The 19303-nt window shown below is 59.3% G+C and carries 13 protein-coding genes and 1 pseudogene; 4 read left to right on the top strand and 10 right to left on the bottom strand.

The window, feature by feature from the left end; all coding sequences use genetic code 11:
* Positions 1 to 349: 349 nt before the first annotated feature.
* Together ELX51_RS18045 and ELX51_RS18040 are read right to left on the bottom strand one after the other, a co-directional pair.
* Entirely contained in the window at positions 350 to 1318 is a 969-nt protein-coding gene (locus ELX51_RS18045; protein ID WP_127754799.1) for a M12 family metallopeptidase, read from the bottom strand.
* A 45-nt stretch (positions 1319 to 1363) separates the two neighbouring features.
* Positions 1364 to 5299, bottom strand: coding sequence for a peptidoglycan-binding protein (locus ELX51_RS18040; RefSeq protein ID WP_206524659.1), 3936 nt, complete (start codon positions 5297 to 5299; stop codon positions 1364 to 1366).
* 158 nt (positions 5300 to 5457) lie between these two features.
* Here ELX51_RS18040 and ELX51_RS18035 point away from each other — a divergent pair, with 158 nt between their 5' ends.
* Together ELX51_RS18035 and ELX51_RS18030 are read left to right on the top strand one after the other, a co-directional pair.
* Positions 5458 to 7638, top strand: coding sequence for a caspase family protein (locus ELX51_RS18035; RefSeq protein ID WP_127754797.1), 2181 nt, complete (start codon positions 5458 to 5460; stop codon positions 7636 to 7638).
* 189 nt (positions 7639 to 7827) lie between these two features.
* Positions 7828 to 9180: pseudogene (locus ELX51_RS18030) on the top strand (IS3 family transposase).
* 468 nt (positions 9181 to 9648) lie between these two features.
* Here the strand turns inward: ELX51_RS18030 and ELX51_RS18025 are convergent.
* The 3 genes from ELX51_RS18025 to ELX51_RS18015 all read right to left on the bottom strand — a co-directional run bounded on the left by ELX51_RS18025 (position 9649) and on the right by ELX51_RS18015 (position 13848).
* Positions 9649 to 10380: a DUF2971 domain-containing protein gene (locus ELX51_RS18025; RefSeq protein WP_127754796.1), complete on the bottom strand. Its 732-nt coding sequence runs from the start codon at positions 10378 to 10380 to the stop codon at positions 9649 to 9651.
* Positions 10381 to 10457: 77 nt separating this feature from the next.
* Positions 10458 to 11459: a hypothetical protein gene (locus tag ELX51_RS18020; RefSeq protein WP_127754795.1), complete on the bottom strand. Its 1002-nt coding sequence runs from the start codon at positions 11457 to 11459 to the stop codon at positions 10458 to 10460.
* Positions 11460 to 11676: 217 nt separating this feature from the next.
* Positions 11677 to 13848, bottom strand: a complete 2172-nt coding sequence (locus ELX51_RS18015) for a metallophosphoesterase (RefSeq protein WP_127754794.1) — start codon at positions 13846 to 13848, stop codon at positions 11677 to 11679.
* A gap of 93 nt (positions 13849 to 13941) precedes the next feature.
* On the opposite strand from ELX51_RS18015, the gene ELX51_RS18010 reads away from it, so the two are divergent.
* Positions 13942 to 15204: a nucleoside triphosphate pyrophosphohydrolase family protein gene (locus ELX51_RS18010; RefSeq protein WP_164854913.1), complete on the top strand. Its 1263-nt coding sequence runs from the start codon at positions 13942 to 13944 to the stop codon at positions 15202 to 15204.
* A complete protein-coding gene (locus ELX51_RS18005; RefSeq protein ID WP_127754792.1) occupies positions 15201 to 15884 on the top strand; it encodes a uracil-DNA glycosylase in 684 nt (227 codons plus the stop codon). The genes ELX51_RS18010 and ELX51_RS18005 overlap by 4 nt, the downstream gene beginning before the upstream one ends.
* Positions 15885 to 15949: 65 nt before the next feature.
* On the opposite strand, the gene ELX51_RS18000 is transcribed toward ELX51_RS18005, so the two are convergent.
* From ELX51_RS18000 to ELX51_RS17980, 5 genes are read right to left on the bottom strand one after another with little or no spacing between them, the layout of a single operon-like run.
* Positions 15950 to 16717 carry a hypothetical protein gene (locus tag ELX51_RS18000; protein WP_127754791.1) on the bottom strand — a complete coding sequence of 256 codons (768 nt, stop codon included), beginning with the start codon at positions 16715 to 16717 and terminating at the stop codon, positions 15950 to 15952.
* Entirely contained in the window at positions 16665 to 17387 is a 723-nt protein-coding gene (locus tag ELX51_RS17995; protein WP_127754790.1) for a C1 family peptidase, read from the bottom strand. Before ELX51_RS17995 ends, ELX51_RS18000 begins: the two co-directional genes overlap by 53 nt.
* Positions 17384 to 18412: an ImmA/IrrE family metallo-endopeptidase gene (locus ELX51_RS17990; RefSeq protein WP_127754789.1), complete on the bottom strand. Its 1029-nt coding sequence runs from the start codon at positions 18410 to 18412 to the stop codon at positions 17384 to 17386. The genes ELX51_RS17995 and ELX51_RS17990 overlap by 4 nt, the downstream gene beginning before the upstream one ends.
* Entirely contained in the window at positions 18399 to 18779 is a 381-nt protein-coding gene (locus ELX51_RS17985; RefSeq protein ID WP_127754788.1) for a helix-turn-helix transcriptional regulator, read from the bottom strand. The genes ELX51_RS17990 and ELX51_RS17985 overlap by 14 nt, the downstream gene beginning before the upstream one ends.
* The gene (locus ELX51_RS17980; RefSeq protein WP_127754787.1) at positions 18776 to 19111 is read right to left on the bottom strand and encodes a hypothetical protein; all 336 of its coding nucleotides are present in this window, start codon (positions 19109 to 19111) and stop codon (positions 18776 to 18778) included. Before ELX51_RS17980 ends, ELX51_RS17985 begins: the two co-directional genes overlap by 4 nt.
* Positions 19112 to 19303 lie beyond the last annotated feature (192 nt).

The following is a 19303-nucleotide window of genomic DNA, read 5'->3' as shown; positions in this document are numbered from 1 at the left end:
CCCCCAATTTTACGCTCCGACGGCGCGATAATGTACTTTGTCAAACAATGGGCATGCTGATTGTCTTTTTAGCCACTCGTCACGGGCCGGGCGGCAACGACATAACACACCCCTCGGCATATATCGTTCAGGACCGCAATGCTCTACGTTTGTCAGCCAACCAATGGAGTAAGGAACGCGACAAGCAGTGACACCGAGCCAGAGCGACCGTGCGATTTTCGTTCGGACTTCGGATGACACCAAGACCTAACAACCCGCTCCCTCGAATTGGGGGGGCTTCGGAAACGACACTTGTGCTGAGTGACCATCTCCGCGCCGCACCACATTTCGTGTCGCTATGAACGCTATCTCACTCGTACAGGTGCTTGAGCGCAAGCACGTCGTTGGCGCTCAGTTGGCATCGCTGTCCCGGAGTTCCAGCGCGGCAACTGGACCGGAGTGCCGGCCGGCAATCCCGCAGCTGGTCCTCCCCTGCCTCCGTCATCTGGTAAATCGGCGGGGAGAGGCCTGCGACGAGCACGTTCGGTGCATACAGCATGATCGAACACATGTCGTACGGCGTTGACCAGCCAATACTCCGGATTCCAAAATTGTTTCCCTCGGTCGCGCCGGGGATCATTTTCAGGTAGAGGTCGCGGTCGCTGCGCTGGTGTTCGTGCATGATACCGGCGACGTGGAGCATCTCGTGGAGGATCGTGCCCAGCGTGCATGGCGGGTTGAGGTTCATGTGACCGCCATAATCGGGCTTGTAGCCGACCTGGGCGGAGCACTTCCAATCGTCGCCGTCAGCATCGCGGACACGCAGGTAGACGCCCTGCCTATCTCGCGGGACAAACTTCACCGCAGCGACGGCATTCCACTCGGCAACGGCTACTTCGAAGGTGTTCTTCAGGTCGGCACTGGTGATGCTGGCATCGAATTGGTACGCGATCGTGTTGGTCGGCCACGCCCTAGTGTTGGGCGCAATCGCTGCCCTATCTCCCGGTTCTTCCTCGAGTGCCGTCTTGAGGTTGTCTATCGTCGTTCGGAGCGCAGTGTCGGTGATCGCATCGCTGTCGACACCTTCGAGCAGCTTCAAGATCATCAGCGCGTTCTGCTGCTGAACTGTGCTGTGCAGACCCAGGCTCGCGTCGCCGTCAACGATCGCGTCGTCGGCAACTTCGGAATAGGTGATTTTCTCGACGGTTCCGAACATGTCGAATAGAACCTCATGCTGAGGATAGGCGCTGGCGTCGTAAAGCACCTGCTCAGTATCTTGGGCGAACGAGGCGGTGCCCAGCAGCGTGCTGGCCAGCAGTGCGAAAAAGTATCTACGCATGCCTTCCTCCTTTGATCCGATTTGATGTCGTCGGCTGTTGAGCGATCAGAAGACGGGGATCTCCCCCGGCATGTCCGATCGCGCGATCCATGGCGTTTGTTGGCCAGCTGTCTGGCGGATGACCTGTGACTTAAGAAGCGGGTAGATCTCGCTGAGCTCGAGGGTGCCGTTGCCGCTAAAGTCGGTTCCGCTGAGATCCGTCAGGATGGCTTTCAGTGCCGAGGTGAAGGCACCACCGCCGAAGGCCACCCCTTCCCTGCTGAACTGACGGCCCTTCGATGCCGACATGATGACAACCGGTTTCACCGTGCCCTGCAGAAGCTGCTCGACGGCGTTGTCGTTGGTTACGCCCTCGATTGCACCGGCGTGGCATACGTCGAGGAAAATGAAGACGCGTGAGGGAATGCCATCGAGCATCGTGGCGAGGTCGGACACACTGAGGCTCGTCTCCTCGATGTCGTCGAGGTCGGTCGCGCCCGACGCCAGGCGCAGCTCACCATTTGAACCGAGCACTCCATGGCCGGAGACATAGAGAACAAGCGTGTCCTCCGCAGTTGCGGCGTGCGCGATGATGTCAAACTCCCGCTGTAGAGGCTCGGAGAAGCTTTCGACATTAACGAACGTCTTGCCCGTTATGGTGCGGTAGTAGGTCGAACCCGCAGTCTCAAGCGTAAGCTGCAGGCTCGAAGCGTCCGAAACTGCAAAGTCGAGGTCTTCCAGCCTCTGATCCGAGTAGGTGTCGGTGCCGAGTCCAACGTAGAAAAGCCGGCCTGCCTTCGCCGCGTCGCTCCCGGCAACAGGCGTTGAGACGGCGGCACTGTAGAGCCCATTCGCGGCCTGCGCGCGCACGGTGATCCACCGAGTCTCCGGGAGCAGAGGAACTTCGAACGCGGCGCGCGGGTCGGCTCCAAGCGCCCGTGAAAGCACTGGCATTCCGTCCCGGAAGACCTCGACCGTCTCGGCGCCGGAGTTTCCCTCGACGGTCAGTGTGGCCACCTCCGCGGAGCTTGCCAGGGCACCGACGCTGACGACCGGCGGAGCCGTCACGCTTAGTGCGGTGCCCACCGTCTCGCCCCCCGATAGGCCATCGAGCAAGCCGGGGCGTCGCAGCTCGCGCGCAAACTGATCGAGGCGATAGAGGTTGTTGTCGCCGGGAAATTTCAGATTGACGTACCGGGCACCCTCGAAGGTCGAGTCAAACGCGAGACTGTCGTCGTACCAGGCAAGCTCGTCGTCGACGTAGTAGCCGCGGACGACGAGCTGGCCGTCGGCGATATCGCGCACGAAGAGCTGACCGTCGCTGTTGACCTGGAGAAGCTGGTTGCGCCCGTCGAGGCAGCGAACTTCTGAGACTAGGTCGGCCCCAACGACTGGCACATCGAACCGAACCGCTCTTTCGACGGCATCGAACAACACCAGCCGCCTGTTGAGACTGACGAAGGCGAGCAGGTCGTCGCAGGGGCGGAAGATCCGTAGCCGTTCGTTGGTGGCCAGTGGACGAATCTTTTCAACGACCGCCTCAGGGTTGTCGTCAACGGCGGAATCAAGACCTTCGTCGGGGTCTACGAAGTCGCTGTCACCGTCGGTGTCCCCGAGCGCAAATGCATGAAACGCATCGTCTCGCAAGTAGAGCAGAGCGGCTCGCCCATTGGCGATGTAGCCCGTGCTCTCATAGCAAATGTACTGAACGACTTGATAGAATTCGTCGCCCGCCCTCCAACTCCACACTGTCGCGCTTGAGGCGCGCATCACAAGACACATTTTGGTGGTGCTGTGCCAAGCCTCCGCTGCTGCATTTAGCGCTTCGCCCTCAGACGCATCGATGAGGCCGGCGCGAACCGCGGGCGCCGCGGTTGAGAGAGTGTATGCGGACGGTTCGAAGTCCACCACGTCGACCTCGACTTCGCCGGCCGGCAACACTGTGATCCCAAAATCTGCAAGGCGTTTCTCCAACCGACTGCTTCTGTTGACCCCGTCCGACAGATCCATTTCAAAGACGCCGCGAAGCAGCCCCTCGGGGACGTCCGCGACAAGGAGGTCTGCCTCCGGCTCGAGCTCGTCGGCGAGAGCCGCCTGGTCGCTCCCCCGCGAAGACCGCATTGGGCGCGGATTGGGGTCGGTGAAAGCGTTGTAGGTGTACCGCGGGCGCCCGCTCATGTTCCAATTCTCAACGTCACCGAAGACGGGCAGCGACTTTGGGTCGACGAGGTGGCGCAGGACGAGCGACAAGTCTCTCGACGAGGAGGACAAGTCCAGGTCGAACGCGAGGCTGTGGGGCGTCCATCCGCCAGCCCAGCCTGTCATCGACACGAGAGAATTCTCGAGGTCCAGAACTACAGTCGACGAGCTCCACGAGTCACACGCGCCGCACCCCTCGGAGCTGTAGAGCAGCGGCCTATTCAGGAACGTCTGCAGGAAGCCAATTCCGCCCGCCGCTTCGAAGCCCAGAACCAAGAAACTATCGCCAGCGGACCAACCCACCGCCTGGACGTATTCTCCGCGGCTCGCGCCGACCCCACGATTGAGTTCGAACACCAGTTCGGCTGCCGAAACGTCGACCACCTGAAACTGACTGTCATCGTTACGAAAAGAATGAACGAAGCGCCCTGTCGGGGAAAACCGCGCATCGTAGCCGTCCCCTGTATAAACCAGCGAACCGCTGGAACGCGAAATGATGTCGTAATGCCGCCGAAACTGCCTCAGCTCGAATTCCCCATCCGGGGACACCCTCGAGTCTATCGGCGTTTCAGCGGGGAAGGGATCTTGGATGACGACGCTCGGGCTACCATGAGTCACCACAATCGAGGTGTTGTCACTTGCGAACGCCGCCTCTATCTCTCCGGCCTCTACGACGGTCCAGCGAACGTCGAAAGTGCCGAGCTGGAAAATCCGCAAGGTCGCTTCGCTGACCGCAGACCTCATAAGGTGGAGCGGCACAACTACTCGCATGCTCTCGTTCGCGAACGAGATTCCGAAAGGCGCAGGTTCATGTGGGGCGAGGACGTAGAATCCCCCTCCTTCAAACCTGACGGCACTCGGCATAGCGACAACCAGATAGGACGGGGCAACGCATGCCTGCTCAAGATTGGGAACCATCCAAACGAGCTTAACGGGCTCACCCGCACGAAACACCTCGCCGCTCTGTGCAAGCAGGTCGACGTCAGCGTGTTTGGGAGCCGGTGACATTACGGCGCAGTCAGGCTGCTCGAGACCTGAGGAGTCTCCGCTGTCGATCTCGGTAATGCGCTGTCGCGCGAACGAACTGGCCGCCGCACGCTCATACCAGCCTCTCGCGTCTGGATCCCCGTTCGCCTCCGCGATCGCCCCATGAAGGAGGTCGAACTGTCCCCCGGTAAGCGCCTCCCAGCGCGCCTGGGCCTTCTCGTCCAGCTGCTGATACGTCCAGACCAGTGCCGATAGGACATCCTGGGCGGCTTCGGAATCGAGGTCGAGAAGGTCGGAAAATTCCAGATAGCGCTCGGACGTGGCCAGAACCGTTGCCCGGGCGCGGGAACCGTCACCAACGCTTTTAAGGAGGTAGTGCCACACGTCGTTGTTACGCAAGACGTCAAGGATTGTCTCCTGATCGTCAAATGGCTCTCCCGAAAAATATGCCTCTACAAGCCTGTCTCCGAATGTCCCCATCTCGATGGCCCGGACTCCATCGGGTCCCCCCCAGGCCTGCACCAGCGAGAACGCCTCGCCGATGGAGAGCAAGCCGGTTGCCTGGATGCCCTTGCTGCTCTGATAGCTCCGTACCGCAGCCCTCGTCTTGGGACCAAGTATCCCGTCGACCGATCCGACATCAAAGCCGGCGGCGGCAAGAGCCTGCTGAACCACGACGAGTTCATGCTCGGGAAGCTCCGCGAGCACGTCGGCCGGTCCAACCAACTGCTCAGTCACCGATTGTGCAGCGGCCGGCGAAACGAGCTGGGCCGCGCCACAAAACATCGCCAATAGTACGAAGAACCGGACCCGCATCTTCCGCCCCATTGATCGTCAATACGATACGCCCCGACAGAGCGAACGGGCAAGGTCCATCGCCAAAACTATTCAGTGCTGGGCGCAGGATTCTACCTCTGTTCAAGATATCAGGCGCTCGAGTAAAGTTGCATTTATCTGCAAGAGAGGTGCTCTCGATGATGATCTTCAGGGTTCTTCTGGCGATAGTCCTTGCCGCTCTAACCTCTCCTGCCCTTGCGGAGCGGTACGCCGTCCTCATCGGCGTGGCCGACTACGAAGCGATGGATGACCTGAACGGTCCGGGGAACGACGTCGAACTGATGCTCTCCGTCCTCCCTCACCTCCAGTATTCGAACGTTCAGGTTCTGACGGACGCTCCTATCGATGGTGCCCGACGGCCATCACTCGAGAATATCGAGAACGTGTTCGAAGTGACCCTGACCGCGATCAAGCCGGGCGACTCCGTCATGATCTACATGAGCGGACACGGCACTCGCGTCTCCGACGAGAACGCTGACGAGGGCGACGGTTTCGACGAAACATTTCTCCCCATCGATGCTCACTACAACAACCGTGGGGGGATAGCGAATGCGCTGCTCGATGACGACATCGGGACCTTTCTGGACGCCATCCGAAGCCGTGGTGTTGATGTGTGGCTCATCATGGACAGCTGCTTTTCGGCATCCGGAGCGCGCGCTCCGGACCCGCGGCTTCGCGGCAAGGACGTGCCCCCTGCGGGTGAACCAGCCAGGGTGAGCATGACGGAGACGACCAGCACATCGGAGCTTGGGGAGGATGCTGGGTACCTCGTCGCCTTTTATGCGGCACAGGCTTACGAACGGGCCTGGGAGTACAATTTCGGACCCGGCCCCGACGGGGCACCCGTCTGGCACGGCATATTCACAACCAAGCTCGTCGACAGGCTGAAGCACGGGAGCGCCGGCGTCAGCTATCAGCAGCTCTATGAGGGCGTGCTGATGGACATGGCCGATTCCGGCATCGTGGGCGACGGGACGATCCAGACACCCTACATCGAAACCGCCGGTCTGGTTGATGAAGCGGAGCTACCGGGGGGCGTGCGGCAGTTTCCGATCGTCGATGGAGTCCTGTCCGCCGGCCTGGTGCAAGGGCTCGCGCCGGGGTCAATCCTCGCCGTCTTCGATGACCCAGGTGCATTCAACGACCAGTCTCTCGGACACGTCCGCGTGCGGGTGGCCGATGCGGTCACATCGACCTTCGAGCCGGTCTCGGCCACATGTGTCACCGGCGATGATACCTGTGCAGTGCTCATCGGCGACGCAGCCGGCTTCACTGCACGTTCGCGGTACGCGCGCATCGTTGCCCCGTCGCTAGATACCGTCCTGCGACTGTCGGCACCTATCCCTCTCGATGGGAGCTCACCTGAAGCCCTGACCGCCGTGCTCACCGCTGCGGCGACGTTTGCTTCAAGCAACCTGAGTACGCCCATTGGACTTGATTCTGGCTCCCCCGACCTAATGGTTGGCCTGTCAAACGGAAGGATCTGGTTCGCCGGGAGCGAAGGCTTTCGGAGAGACACGGAGCAACCGTCCAATATCGGATGGCGCCCTTCCGGAGACGATAGGGAAGATGCACTGGAGCTCGCGGGTATTCTGCATCGCGCGGCAAAAGCCCAGAATCTCATCAAGATTGCCAATGCTCTCTATGAACAGCAGGGTGGAGGCGGTCCGCAGTTGGCACTCGACATAATTTTGCGCCCATCGGACCCCGCGAGTCTTTGGACGGCTGAAGCAATTGCCGGTGCAGGAAACTCATACAAGCCACAGCAGGAGTGCGCGGAGGCGCGTTACCTAGATCCAGTGCCGCTGGCGGTTCGCTCAACCCTCAAGCAGTGCGACAGGCTTCAAGTCAGGGTGGTGGCCACAGGCCTGACCGTCGCAAAGGATGTCAACGTCATCTACGTGGATGCAAACTTTGGGATCAAGGTCTTCTACAGGCGTCTTAACCCCCCGGACGCGAGAGTGACGATGTGGGAACCGGATCCGATGTTCTGTTCGGAATGCCCCCTCACGGATGGAGGCTTCAGGTCGGTCTACGGCCCTGAGATGCTTATGGTCATCAGTGCCGATGCAGTTGCGCACCAGCGTCCACTCGACCTTTCGGATCTCAGACAACTGGGGCTGCCAAGAGCTAAAGCTGGCGATCCGCCGCCCAACCCCCTGCTGACGACTCTGCTTACGCTCTCGGCATCAGGAACAAAGGCGCGAGACGTCTTCCCAGCGCCAGCCACACCGGCGTCGGTTGCGCTCTTCCGCTGGGACCTGCTCGTGCGCGAGTCCGCAACCAGTCAGTTGCATGATCTCCCGGATGCTCAGTAACCTGGGTCTTCCCTCGGGCTACTGAGCGCGCAGGACGATGTCTGCTCGCTGGGGTTCGAAGTCGAAGAGTGCCGGTGTCTGTGATTGCCGGTACGTGGTCCAGTCTGTCTGCCGTCAGCACATATGTCCCAGATTTAGGGTTGAGCTTTAAGGAGTGTTTTGGTCTCGTCGGATGACGAAGGAACCAAGATGACTGCCAAATCCTCGAACACCAAGAAGCCTGCCGAGCAGGTGGTGAAGGACATTCGCCTGGCGACGCGCCGGCACTTTTCAGCCGAAGACAAAATCCGGATCGTTCTCGAGGGCCTGCGTGGAGAAGACAGCATAGCCGAGCTGTGCCGCAAGGAAGGCATAGCGCAAAGCCTGTTTTACACCTGGTCGAAGGAGTTCATGGAAGCCGGCAAGCGTCGCCTGGCGGGCGATACTTCCCGTGCTGCGACCAGCGACGAGGTCAAGGATCTGCGCCGCGAGGCCGGTGCGCTCAAGGAATGCGTGGCCGACCTGACGCTAGAAAACCGTCTGCTCAAAAAAAGTATGATCGCGGATGGGGACGACCAAGAATGAGATATCCCGCATCCGAAAAGCTCGAGATCATCAATCTGGTCGAGCAGTCGCACCTGCCGGCAACGCGCACTCTGGACCGGCTGGGCATCCCGCGCCGGACCTTTTATCGCTGGTATGACCGCTACCTCGGTGGCGGCCCTGAGGCACTGGAAGATCGACCATCTGCGCCCAGCCGGGTGTGGAACCGGATCCCGACGGCCATCCATGACCAGATTATCGAGATGGCGCTGGAAGAGTCCGAGCTATCACCGCGCGAGCTGGCTGTGCAGTTCACTGACCAGAAGCGCTACTTCGTCTCAGAAGCCAGCGTTTACAGGCTTCTCAAGGCCCACGACCTGATCACCAGCCCGGCCTATGTGGTGATCAAGGCCGCCGATGCATTCCACACCAAGACGGTGCGGCCCAACGAAATGTGGCAGACCGACTTCACCTACTTCAAGATCATCGGCTGGGGCTGGATGTACCTGTCCACCGTGCTCGATGATTACTCGCGCTACATCATCGCCTGGAAGCTGTGTAGCACCATGCGAGCCCAGGACGTCACAGACACGCTGGACATGGCCCTCGCTGCCTCAGGCAGCGATCGGGTCCATGTGCAGCACAAGCCCCGGCTGCTCAGCGACAATGGCCCGTGCTACATCGCTGGAGAACTTGCGGATTATATCCAAGCCAATGCCATGAGCCATGTCCGGGGTGCTCCAATGCATCCCCAGACCCAGGGCAAGATCGAGCGCTGGCACCAGCACCATGAAGAACCGCATCCTGCTCGAGAACTACTTCCTGCCCGGCGATCTGGAGGCCCAAATCGGCGCCTTCATCGAGCACTATAATCACCGGCGCTACCACGAGAGCCTCGCCAACGTGACCCCGGCCGACGCCTACTTCGGCAGGGCCGCAGCCATCATCAAACAGCGTGAAAGGATCAAACGCCAGACCATCCAGCATCGGCGCTTGCAGCACCGCAAACTCGCCGCTTAACATCAACCCAATGACGAGTAAGACACTCCGCTAATCCTAGACCGAACCTGAGCCAAATGATCTGACGACGGACAGTCCAGTCGCTGTGATGTCATCACCAGGCGTGGTTTGAACGTCCCGTCACGCTTGAATAGATCTGCGACCGGGTTTCTGCGTATCGAAGCCACTCACCTATGGAGAGCTGTCCGCCGCCGCAGATATCTGCGTCACTGAAGTACTTTGGGTTCGATACTTGAGCGTAGACGTTGACGACGCTCTGTCGTCGTCCGAGGCCACTGAAATTTGACCAAGCGGCTTCGCCGGCATTCATCTAGTCGTCGGCGAAGCGCCCCACTGCGGTCGTTCGAGCAGCTTCCAGCGCTGCCCGAAAGCAGACGTTCGTCTCGCCAAGAAAAACGAAGATAAGTCTGGTCGATCTAGTTGTGGAACAAACGCCAAATCGTTTCGCGATCGCAGCGAAAGTCGGCTTTATTGTTTTCCGGCGGTGCCCGCCGCGCGATTGAGCGCCGCTCTTGCTTTTTGCGAAAGACGACGAGTACTGGAGAACTCCATGGCGTAGGCGTCGATCTTCATGATTGTGACTTGGATGCTATGCCGCCTGCCGAGATCACGCACAAGTTCCTCGTCGGCCGGCGATACCCGTGCACCCAGATATATTTTGGTGACAGTCTTCTTCTCGCTGTAGGAAGCTCGACCGACTTCCGGTCGGAAGATGCGCCACTCCCGCTCGCTTGCCCATCTCGCCGTCTTGTTAGAGAGCGTCATCTTTGCCCGGTCGTCTGATGTACGTCGATCCTCAAGAATGGTTGGCTCCCGTTCCGAGTACATCATGCGAGCGAGATCTACATCCGACAGCAAACCCTGTAACAGTCGCCTTGTATGATACTGTACGCACATGCCGGTGAATTGCCCCGCATAATGTGCCCACATTGGCTCATGATCGAAGACTTCCGAGAATGAAGCTACCCCCAACCGCTGTTGCGCCTCGAGTACCGCTTGCTGTGCGTTACCGCTGGTCGCACTGCTCAGCATACGCAGTGACAGTCGATGACTACCCTCCATCGGGTCGTTCATCGAACTAAACGTCGGGCAATACACATAATTCTCATCAATCGACTGAACCTCCCGTTGTAGATTGTCTCGTAAAGGGCGGTACCTGTAGAGGTAAGTAGGCATGGCGTAGATGCGAAGTTCTGCCATTCTTGCTTCCGATGCTAAGGCGGTCCGATAATCTGCAATATTGGGACGCTTGTGCTAGGCAGAGGCTTTCCCGCCTACTACTTGGACGTTTGTTGTGCTCGCCGGGCGCTGTAGTACTGGCTCCAAAGTTGGCCCCGCGTTTTGGCAATGAACGCGTTGAGTTTTCGGGCTTGTCCAGTTGTGCGCGAGCGAATTACCGAGAGGCTATTTGACACGGTGTGCGCTCCGGGCACCAAATCCAAGGCTATTCCTTTTGCCACGTCCAGGGTGACATGTTTGAGTCCCCCATCCCCAACCGCCTTTCGGAGCGCGCGATCAGCGAACTCCGCGACGGTCGCATCTAGCTCTTCAACGATATCTTCGACGGTTCGATTGTCCAGGCGAGTAGCCTCGCAGTTTGCCCACTTCCGGAAAGCTGAAAGGTATTGGTGCTCACGAAGCTCCTGTACCAAGGGGTGGTAGGGACCATTGATCCCTGTGATGTCGTAAATGCTGACAATCTGCAAAGCTCGCTCAGCGAGCATCAATGCCTTCCCTACATCTCTTCCACGAAGATAGTCCAAGCCACTCGGAAAAGCATAACTAGCAGTTGCCTCATTGAGAACTAGCGTCAGTTCCAATTCATGGAAGGTGTCAACTAGATACAGGTCTAATATCAAGTTGCTAGGTGTCGGATTTCCGTGGAAGTCCGCTCCGAAACAGGACAAGCCGTGAGTATGGTTATCAACGCCCTCAGCTCGACCATAGTAAAGTCCCGTAAGTTCCCCATAGCCTCCAGGATGCACATCAAAGATTGACACGCCATCGTTCGGAGGAGGCCAGCGGTCCAAAATCTCGTTAGGGAAGAGCGGAATGCTTGGACTCAGGTCCTCCAAGTAGCGGACGTACGGCAAGTCGCGCATGTTGTCGGGGCAGACGCTGGCGCAGGGAAACCAAATCTCATCAAACAACAAGAACAGGCCCATCGAGCCGACAAGGACTGGGTTGGGAGAGTCTGCCTTGTCGCTCTTAGCTTTTCTGACTAGATGTTTGTAGTCATAGCCAATTGGCGTTGAGAATCCGATATATGCGCGACGCAATTTTTACTCCGGCTGAAACGACCAACTCCACGATTATTACACGACAATAAACAACAAGCCTTCAATCTGCTAGCGGCTGCAGACTGGGTTAGACGAGACTTAGCGTCTAAGTCGCCATAAGAATGTGTTCGGTTACGCGCCCCATCAGGTTATTTTGCCTTTATACGGTCGCAACCCGAAAGCTGCCGTTCGAAATCATACGGCCTCCGCAACTCGCCTACTCGGTGCTTGACGAGATGCGCTGAGCCGTGATTTCGCGAAGGTCCGTGATGGATATCAGCGTTCGCTTGGACCAGGTGTCGAAGGCTGATCGATCCCGTACACCGTGCTCGAAACCCCGATTGTCCTCGGCGAGTCTGGTCAGTTCGCGCACCAGTTTAGTGAGAGCGGGGTCACCCTCGACGCTAGTCTGCACGTACGAAGCCAGAACCTCAAGACCCTCTACGGCGACAGGCACGCCATCCGGATTATAGTTCTTTGCCACATCCTCAAGCTCAGAAAGGCAGCGACCCCATCCCTCAAGCGCTGCGCGCTCTTTGTCGTTTCGAGCGCCCCTCTGAACGAGCGCATTGGCAAGGGCATGCAAACGCTCGGGCGCCTGGTCGAGCCAACGATCCACGATGGGCATAGCAACCTGTGTGGGACTACGGGAATGCGTTCGGGCATCGGCAGCAATAGTAGTGATTCTGCCTGCATCGAAATTGAGATGGCGGCATACCTCGACCTGCAGCGATCTCAGCTCAGCGACGTTTATAGGCCACCATCGCGCAAACTCTTGTGCTCTGTAGAACGCGATTACCTCCACCGAGCTCCGCCCGTTTCCAAGATTTCTCCGCTTGAACTCGACGAGACTGAACGAGGCAAACTCTTCGCCGCTTCCGTCGGCTGTAAAGTCGCGAAACGGATCCACTAGTACCGCGAGCGCGCGCGTGCTGGCCTTTTGCCTGAGAAGTTTCTTGATGCGCTCGATCTGATCGATCTTGCCGCCATAGCGGCGTAGCCGGGTGCCGTGGACAAAGGGCATACGCTGTTCCAGTTTGGACCGGCTGAGTTGCCACCAGCCGACGAGTTCGCGTAGCCATTCTTGGCGAGCGCCAGGCTCGAGCGGCTCAGCCATCGGATAGCTGCTGGGCAAAGGCAAGCTATCCGTCTCATGGGATGGCAGATCGAGATGAACGACCAGCGTATTGCCCTCGGCCTCCAGACGCGCCACCTCCACCACGCGCTCATAGACTTCGTCGATGTCGGTGCCTTGAACGGTTGTTGGTCCGTCGGTGAGGGTTTCCGACGCCCAGAGGCGCTTCGTGATGGCCGGCTTGGCCGGTACATCGACTCCGCCGCGCTGCAGCGGAATTGGCTCTATGCGAATTGACGGGGTATAGGGCAATCCTTCGAAAGTCAGCAGACGCACGGCGTCGCTTTCGCGGTCGGCCTCGAAGGTGGCGCCAGAAACGACCAATACCCGTCGGGCATTGTCGCCGCCATGATCGTACATGTGATCGAATTGGGCTGCATGTTCATGCTTGTGGCCGTGAACGACGACGTCGAAGGCGCGGTCCCGAAGAAACCCTCTGACCTGCTCAAGATTGGAGATGTCTGCAAACGCCTTGATCTCCTCTCTAAGACTCGGCGCCCGCAAATGGTGGTGTAGCACCGCGATACGGAGCTGCTGCCCATGCTCCGGCCCTGGCGTTGCCTCAACGAGCTTTCTCACCTGCTCCAGCTGCGGTTCCGAGATCCTCGCCATGTCGTAGCGGGCAAGCGCGTCGAGTTGTTTTTGCAGGTCGGTCTCGATCTGCTTGTTCCCCCCGGCGGCGAGGTAAGGCAACTGCGACCACACGGTTGCGAGTGGTTCAGGAAGAACTGCAGCGGCATGGCACCAGTTGCTCGAGTTGATCGGGAAAATCGCCCAGCGGCCGTCGGCATCGACAAGCGAATGGCGTGCGGGGGGACCGGCCTCATCGACACCATCGATCCAGGGCACGACACATCCACGATCGCGCCAAGTTGCACAGAAATCCTTGTAACGCTCTGCCACTCCCGGATCATAGGCGCGATCGACATCATGATTGCCTGGGGTAGCGACGATGCGCTCTTCCGTTATGCCGAAGGGGCCGAAATAGTTGAGCAGCAGATCGAGCAGCAGTTCATGGCCGCCCTGCCTTCCGCGGTCCTGTGCGTCCCCCGAGAAGATCACTCCATCGAGTGTGCGATCTCCTTGCTTCAAACGCTCTGCTAGGCGCTCGAAGACCTGCCGAAGAGCAGCCTCCCTTGTTTGTGTCGGAAGACCGACGACCGGGTTCTTGCGGTCATCCCGCTCCAATACCGTCCCCGCATAAGCGATGTGAGCATCCGTAACGTGCAGGAACGTCGCTGAAGTCGAATCCATCAAATCTCCTCGTGCAGCCAATCGCGGTCGCAGACTATGCTTAGCCACTTCCCATGTTGGAGAATTCACCCCCCGATTCACTTGCGTCAATGGTTGGGCTGCGGCAAGATTCTTGGAGGGGGAATCAATATGGCTGCAGACGGTCGTGCGCTGTTCAGAAACCAAGGCTCGCTCTTCGGTGACAGCGACCGGCCCATCGGGCTCGATGAGTTCCAGACCTTTACCACCCGCACCGACCGCAACGACAAGTCGGGCGTCGACGGCCTGGGCTTTGTGCTCCTCGGCTTGTTCGGGGAGGTAGGAAGCCTTCTTAGTGCTCTCAAGAAAAAGCAGCGCGACAAGGATGCCTTCGCGGCCTATCACGACGAGGTCATCGAAGAACTGGGCGACGCTCTCTGGTACTTCGCGAACGCCGCGCTTCGCGCGGAGCTGCCGCTAAGCCAGATCGCTCGAAGCGTTCCCGCAAAACTCGAGGATTGGGACTACAATGGGCGATCAGGCGCCTCAACATTCGAGGACCTGCAGCAGTCCGAAGTGCCCTTCGCGGAAGTCCTGGCGGGCGAGGAGGTAGAACACCGTTTGCTCGCTTTGGCAGGCAAGGTTGGCGTGCTCCTGGCCGATTGGAGCGAAGGGCAGATCAAGGAGAACCGCGATCGGCTGTCGGCCGATCTGGTTGAGATTTTCCGCGCGTTGCTCATGGCCGCCGACGACGCTCATGTGAGCCTTGAACAAGCGGCCCGCAATAATGTGGCCAAGACCCTCGGTCGCTGGCCGGACCAGCAGCATTGGGGCCCTCTGTTTGACGAAGGCTTCCCCGAATATGAACAATTGCCACGGCAGATGCGGGTCGAGTTTATCGAGAGAACGGTGAATGGTCGGACATTTGTCGTTCAGCGATGGAATGGCGTCAATCTCGGCAGCCCGTTAACTGACAACCGCCACGAAAAGGACGACTACCGGTACCACGACGTCTTTCACCTGGCCTTTGCCGGCATCCTTGGCTGGTCGCCGACAATGCGGGCGCTGCTGCGCCTGAAACGCAAGAGCCGGCCGGAGGTCGATGAGAACGAGGATGGCGCGCGGGCCATCATCATCGAAGAAGGCATCTCGACGTGGATCTTCAATCATGGTCTACGGCAGGCCGAGTTTCGGAACGCTACGTCTCTCGACTACGGCATGCTCAAGGCTGTCCATGAGCTGGTACGGGGCTACGAAGTCGAGATGCGCCCGCTCTGGCAATGGGAGCGAGCGATCCTCGAAGGGTTCCGGGTGTTTCGGGAACTAAAGAAGCATCGCAATGGCGCGGTTATCATTGACCTCACCAAGCGGACGGTCGATTTTGAAGAGCTGCCATGACTAACAACCCACAGAACGCTGCAGAGTTCGTAGAGCTCGTCGCCGCCCTGAAGTTCGAAGACGCCTTCAATCCATACTCGGACCTGTGCTCGGACTTCGACCGTCCCGACGCCGCTCAGATTCGGCGTCATAATCTCGTGATGGTTCTGGACGCAGCGATCGACCGAGGTGTTGAATCTATCTGGGTGGCCCGCGATCTCGGTTACCGCGGCGGACGCCGGACCGGTTTGGCCCTGACCGATGAAGCACATCTAACCGCTCACGCCGACCTGTTGGGCACACCCCCTCTAATGCGTTCTACCAATGGCCCCGAGGTTGCCGAGCGCACTGCGACCGTGATTTGGCAGATGTTGATTGCTATCAGGCAGCCCGTCTTTCTTTGGAACGTGTTTCCGCTCCATCCGCATGCCCCCGGAGAACCTATGTCCAATCGCTGCCACACGCGCAGCGAACGACTAGCCAGTAGGCACGTGATGGTTGGGCTCATCCACCTTCTATCACCGCAACGCGTCCTCGCGATCGGCCGCGATGCTCAGCTGGCGCTTGAGGATCTGGGCGTCACTGCAGAGAAGGTTAGGCATCCCAGTTACGGTGGACAAGCCGAATTCATGGAGGGTGTGAGCACACACTACGGCTTGGGGCTCGCGAACAAGCACGAGACCCTCCCGCTCTTCGCCTAGTGGCACCCACTATCAACGATCCGCGCGTATACTGTGGTGCGGCTGAGAGCGAACCCAGCTGCCCTTTAAGCCGCCGCCCTGACGAGCCGCGCTGCACACTCATCGACCAAAGAGACGACGTCGGCTTTGCCCCAGCCTTCAGTATCGAGGCGGGCAGATGTGGAGTTCACGGTCAAGGTGCCGACCTCAAAGCCGCTTTCACGGGCGATAAATTCCAAAAGGCGACCCAAGCCCAATAAGTTTCCTAAGGTCTTCTGGATATAATAGTGGTTCCGATACAGTGCAATCATGTGAAGTGAGCCGTTCCGCTCTGGCTTCAACTCGATCATGCTCAAGCATTGCCGATTGAGCGCTTTGCGCAAATCTCTCGCCGGGTCCGATATGATGATCTCATAACGGTTCTCATAGAAGCGTCCCTCGCGGGCGTCTTTTAACATCCGGATGTTCTCGGCGAGCTGGTCGATACGACCTCCCTTGCGGTCTTGCCAATTGACCATGCGCTCGAAGTAACGACCCCACTCGCCTGGAGTGCACATACGGCGCTTATAGACCTGCATATAGCGCTCGCGCAGCGCATCAATGCCGTCGCCCCGGTCTAGCGCGGTAGGAAAGATTGTGTTGGCCACGGTCGAGATGGGGTGTGCACCTTGCTGCCTAAGAAAGCTGTCTATCGTCATGATTACAGCCTCGTCGTCGGCATCGATGCCAAGGGGTTGCTCGATGTGAAGCATAAGGCCGCCCAAGGTGAGGTTTGGCTGGGCCCGGAGGCGGGCCGCAGCTTCAACCCACGCGCGCGCGGGCGTGGATGCCGCCGGCATCGGATTGTAGAACATCGCCATCTCCTTCGCTGATGCTGAAACCGCCGAACATACGGCGAGTCAGATACGTTTCTCGTACCCAGGCATGCCCACTGGCGCCCCACGCGGGACCCCACGAATTGCGCACCAGGATGAGGTCCTCGCTGCCGATGCGCCCATAACCGACGGCGACCACAGCGTGCCCGCGTTGTGGGTCTATCGGCTCGCTGTCATCGGGGAGGACGATCTCGTTGCCCGTTCGGAGCCAAGTTGTCGCAGCGGTGAAGGCGGCCGAAACAAAAAGAGCAAGGACCACAGGCTTGCCGCCATCGAGCGCTTGCCGAATTTGCGTGAGGTTTGTTCCGCAGCCGTCCGAGCCGCACCGAAAAAGCGGGGACACCACGGCCGGAGGGCGCCATGCAGCGCCCGAATAGGGCCGACCATCATAGGGCCAGGACGCCTCGAGGGGTTGGCCGATGTCTTGCAAGGCTTGACGGGTGTCCGGCAAAGTGGTGCCCTCGCCAGGCCCGGTGCCGGCCCGCTGTGCGGCATGGTAGAATAACCACTCTACGCACAGTGGATCCACGTCACCGCGCGCCTTCTCGTGGGCTGCCGAGGCGGCAAACGACAAGCATGTCGGGCGGCGGCCCTGATCGCGCACAGGTCCAAGAACCGGCCGCAGGTCTTGTAGCACATCAAGCGTCATGAGGTAGCCAAAAGCTCCTCACGCTGCGGCTCGAATAAACCAGCCTCGTCACTCGTTGCGGTCTTGCAGTAGAGTGTCAGGAGCTGCGGATCATCATCAGGCGCCCACGACCTCACCTCGCGCAAGGTCAGCATTCCAGCCAGAGGCCGCTCCGCATGGGCGAGAACGCGGCGCACGGTGGGCGTGCCGATCTGGCCCGAGGGAACGGGTTCCCGTCCGTCTCTAAGAATGACAAAGCCGGCGTCGTGCAATTCGTCGAATGTCCAGACGTAACCGCTTCCGCTGTCCTCTTTCAGTCGAAGCAGGAAGAGGTCGTCGCGGCTCGCTTCGATCACGGCGCCTTGGTCTCGCTCCGTCAGGTGCCACACGTCGACGCGCTGCGCGTTTTTCAACGTGAAGTCGCCCAGGAGCTGTCGTTTCAGGTCGCGGGGCTGTGCGTTTCGGAGCTGTTGGCCCAGGCTGCGACCGATGACGTGTTCCCGTTCGAGCGCGAAGACCGTGGCGCGGTAGCTCGTGCCGAACCGGAGAGACGCCTGGTAGATGGTTTCGGGCTGCTCAAAGTCCCGGGGCTCCCAGCCGCGGAGCTCCATCTGTTCCTTGATGAGATAGGGAGGGAGCAGGAAATACGAGGCGAATGCATCCGCTTCCCGCTCCTCGGGAGGGATAGCCGGCACTCTCGCAGCGTCATTGGCCCAGGGCGCACGACGCAGAATGCGCTCGTCATCAGCATGCGGATCATGGCCGAGAAACAGGTGGCCGAGCTCGTGAGCCGCAGTAAACCGCTGCATACCGAGCGGGCGCCGCGTACTCAGGATTATCCCCGCAGCGCCATCTTCGCGAATGAACGCCCCGAGGAGCGGCTCGAGCGGCTGGAACATCAGCATCGCGCCCATTCGTGCAATGCACCCAAAGACATCGACGCGCTGTGCGCGAGACGCGCCAATGTCGAGCCGGAGATCACGCTGGAGCCGCTTGGCGCCGCGGATGCCGCGGAGAATGGATTCGCGCTCGCTACGACCGACCATCACCAGAAACCTTCGACCTGGAACGCAGGAACTCTGCAAATCTCTGGAGTTCCTGACGATCGTTGTCCGATAGATCGCTTGCAGTACGCGCTAGGAACGCAACATCCGCGGGAACTGCCGGTTCTGTTTCTTCGCCGGTGAACCAAGTCACTGGACGCTGATAGAGGCGGGCAAGCTTCTTCAACTCGATGGCGCTGACGCCACGGCGTCCATTTTCGATTTCCGACACCGCCGTACGGGGCAACTCCATGTGTTGTGCGACCTGGTCCTGCTTAAGCCCGACATATTCCCTCGCCTCGCGCAGCTTGGCGCCGAGAACTAGGCTCTCATCTTCGGCAACGGCGAAGCCGATCCGTTCAGCGGTCATGACACTTGCTCTCCTTCCGGCTGCTCTTGCGCTTGCTGCTCTTCCAGCAACTCCACAACGCGCTGGGTAAAGACAGCGACGCATGTATCCTCATCGTCGAAGCCACCTGGCGGCATTGCCGCCTCAGGTAGCTTGACGTTGAATTCCTCTTCGATGCGGAGAGCGATCGATATCATGACCAGGGAGTCGACTTGGGGCTCCCACCCTGCCTTTGGGGTTGGTCGATCAGCTTGCGCGCTCCGTATCTCATCGCGGATAACGTCTTCTATTGCGATGGTCGACACAGCCATCGATGACCTCATGTCTAAAAATCCAACAGATATATAGCTCATGTCGGATTTTCCGACAACAGCGTTCTGCAGATCGTTGTACGAAGAGCGAAACATACTGGTTGTGTGCTGCTTCCGCGTGCGCCGGGTGCACGGTTCAACGTACCGCTGCGCGCCCATTTTTCGACGAACGGACGGCTTGATTGTCACATTGTATGGTCGCGTACCAGGCAACCAAGTCGAGACGAGAAGTAG

This window comes from Devosia sp. 1566, from assembly GCF_004005995.1.
Classification (GTDB): domain Bacteria; phylum Pseudomonadota; class Alphaproteobacteria; order Rhizobiales; family Devosiaceae; genus Devosia.
The sequence above is the reverse complement of the archived record's forward strand: the minus strand, read 5'-3'. Positions and strand labels throughout refer to the sequence as shown.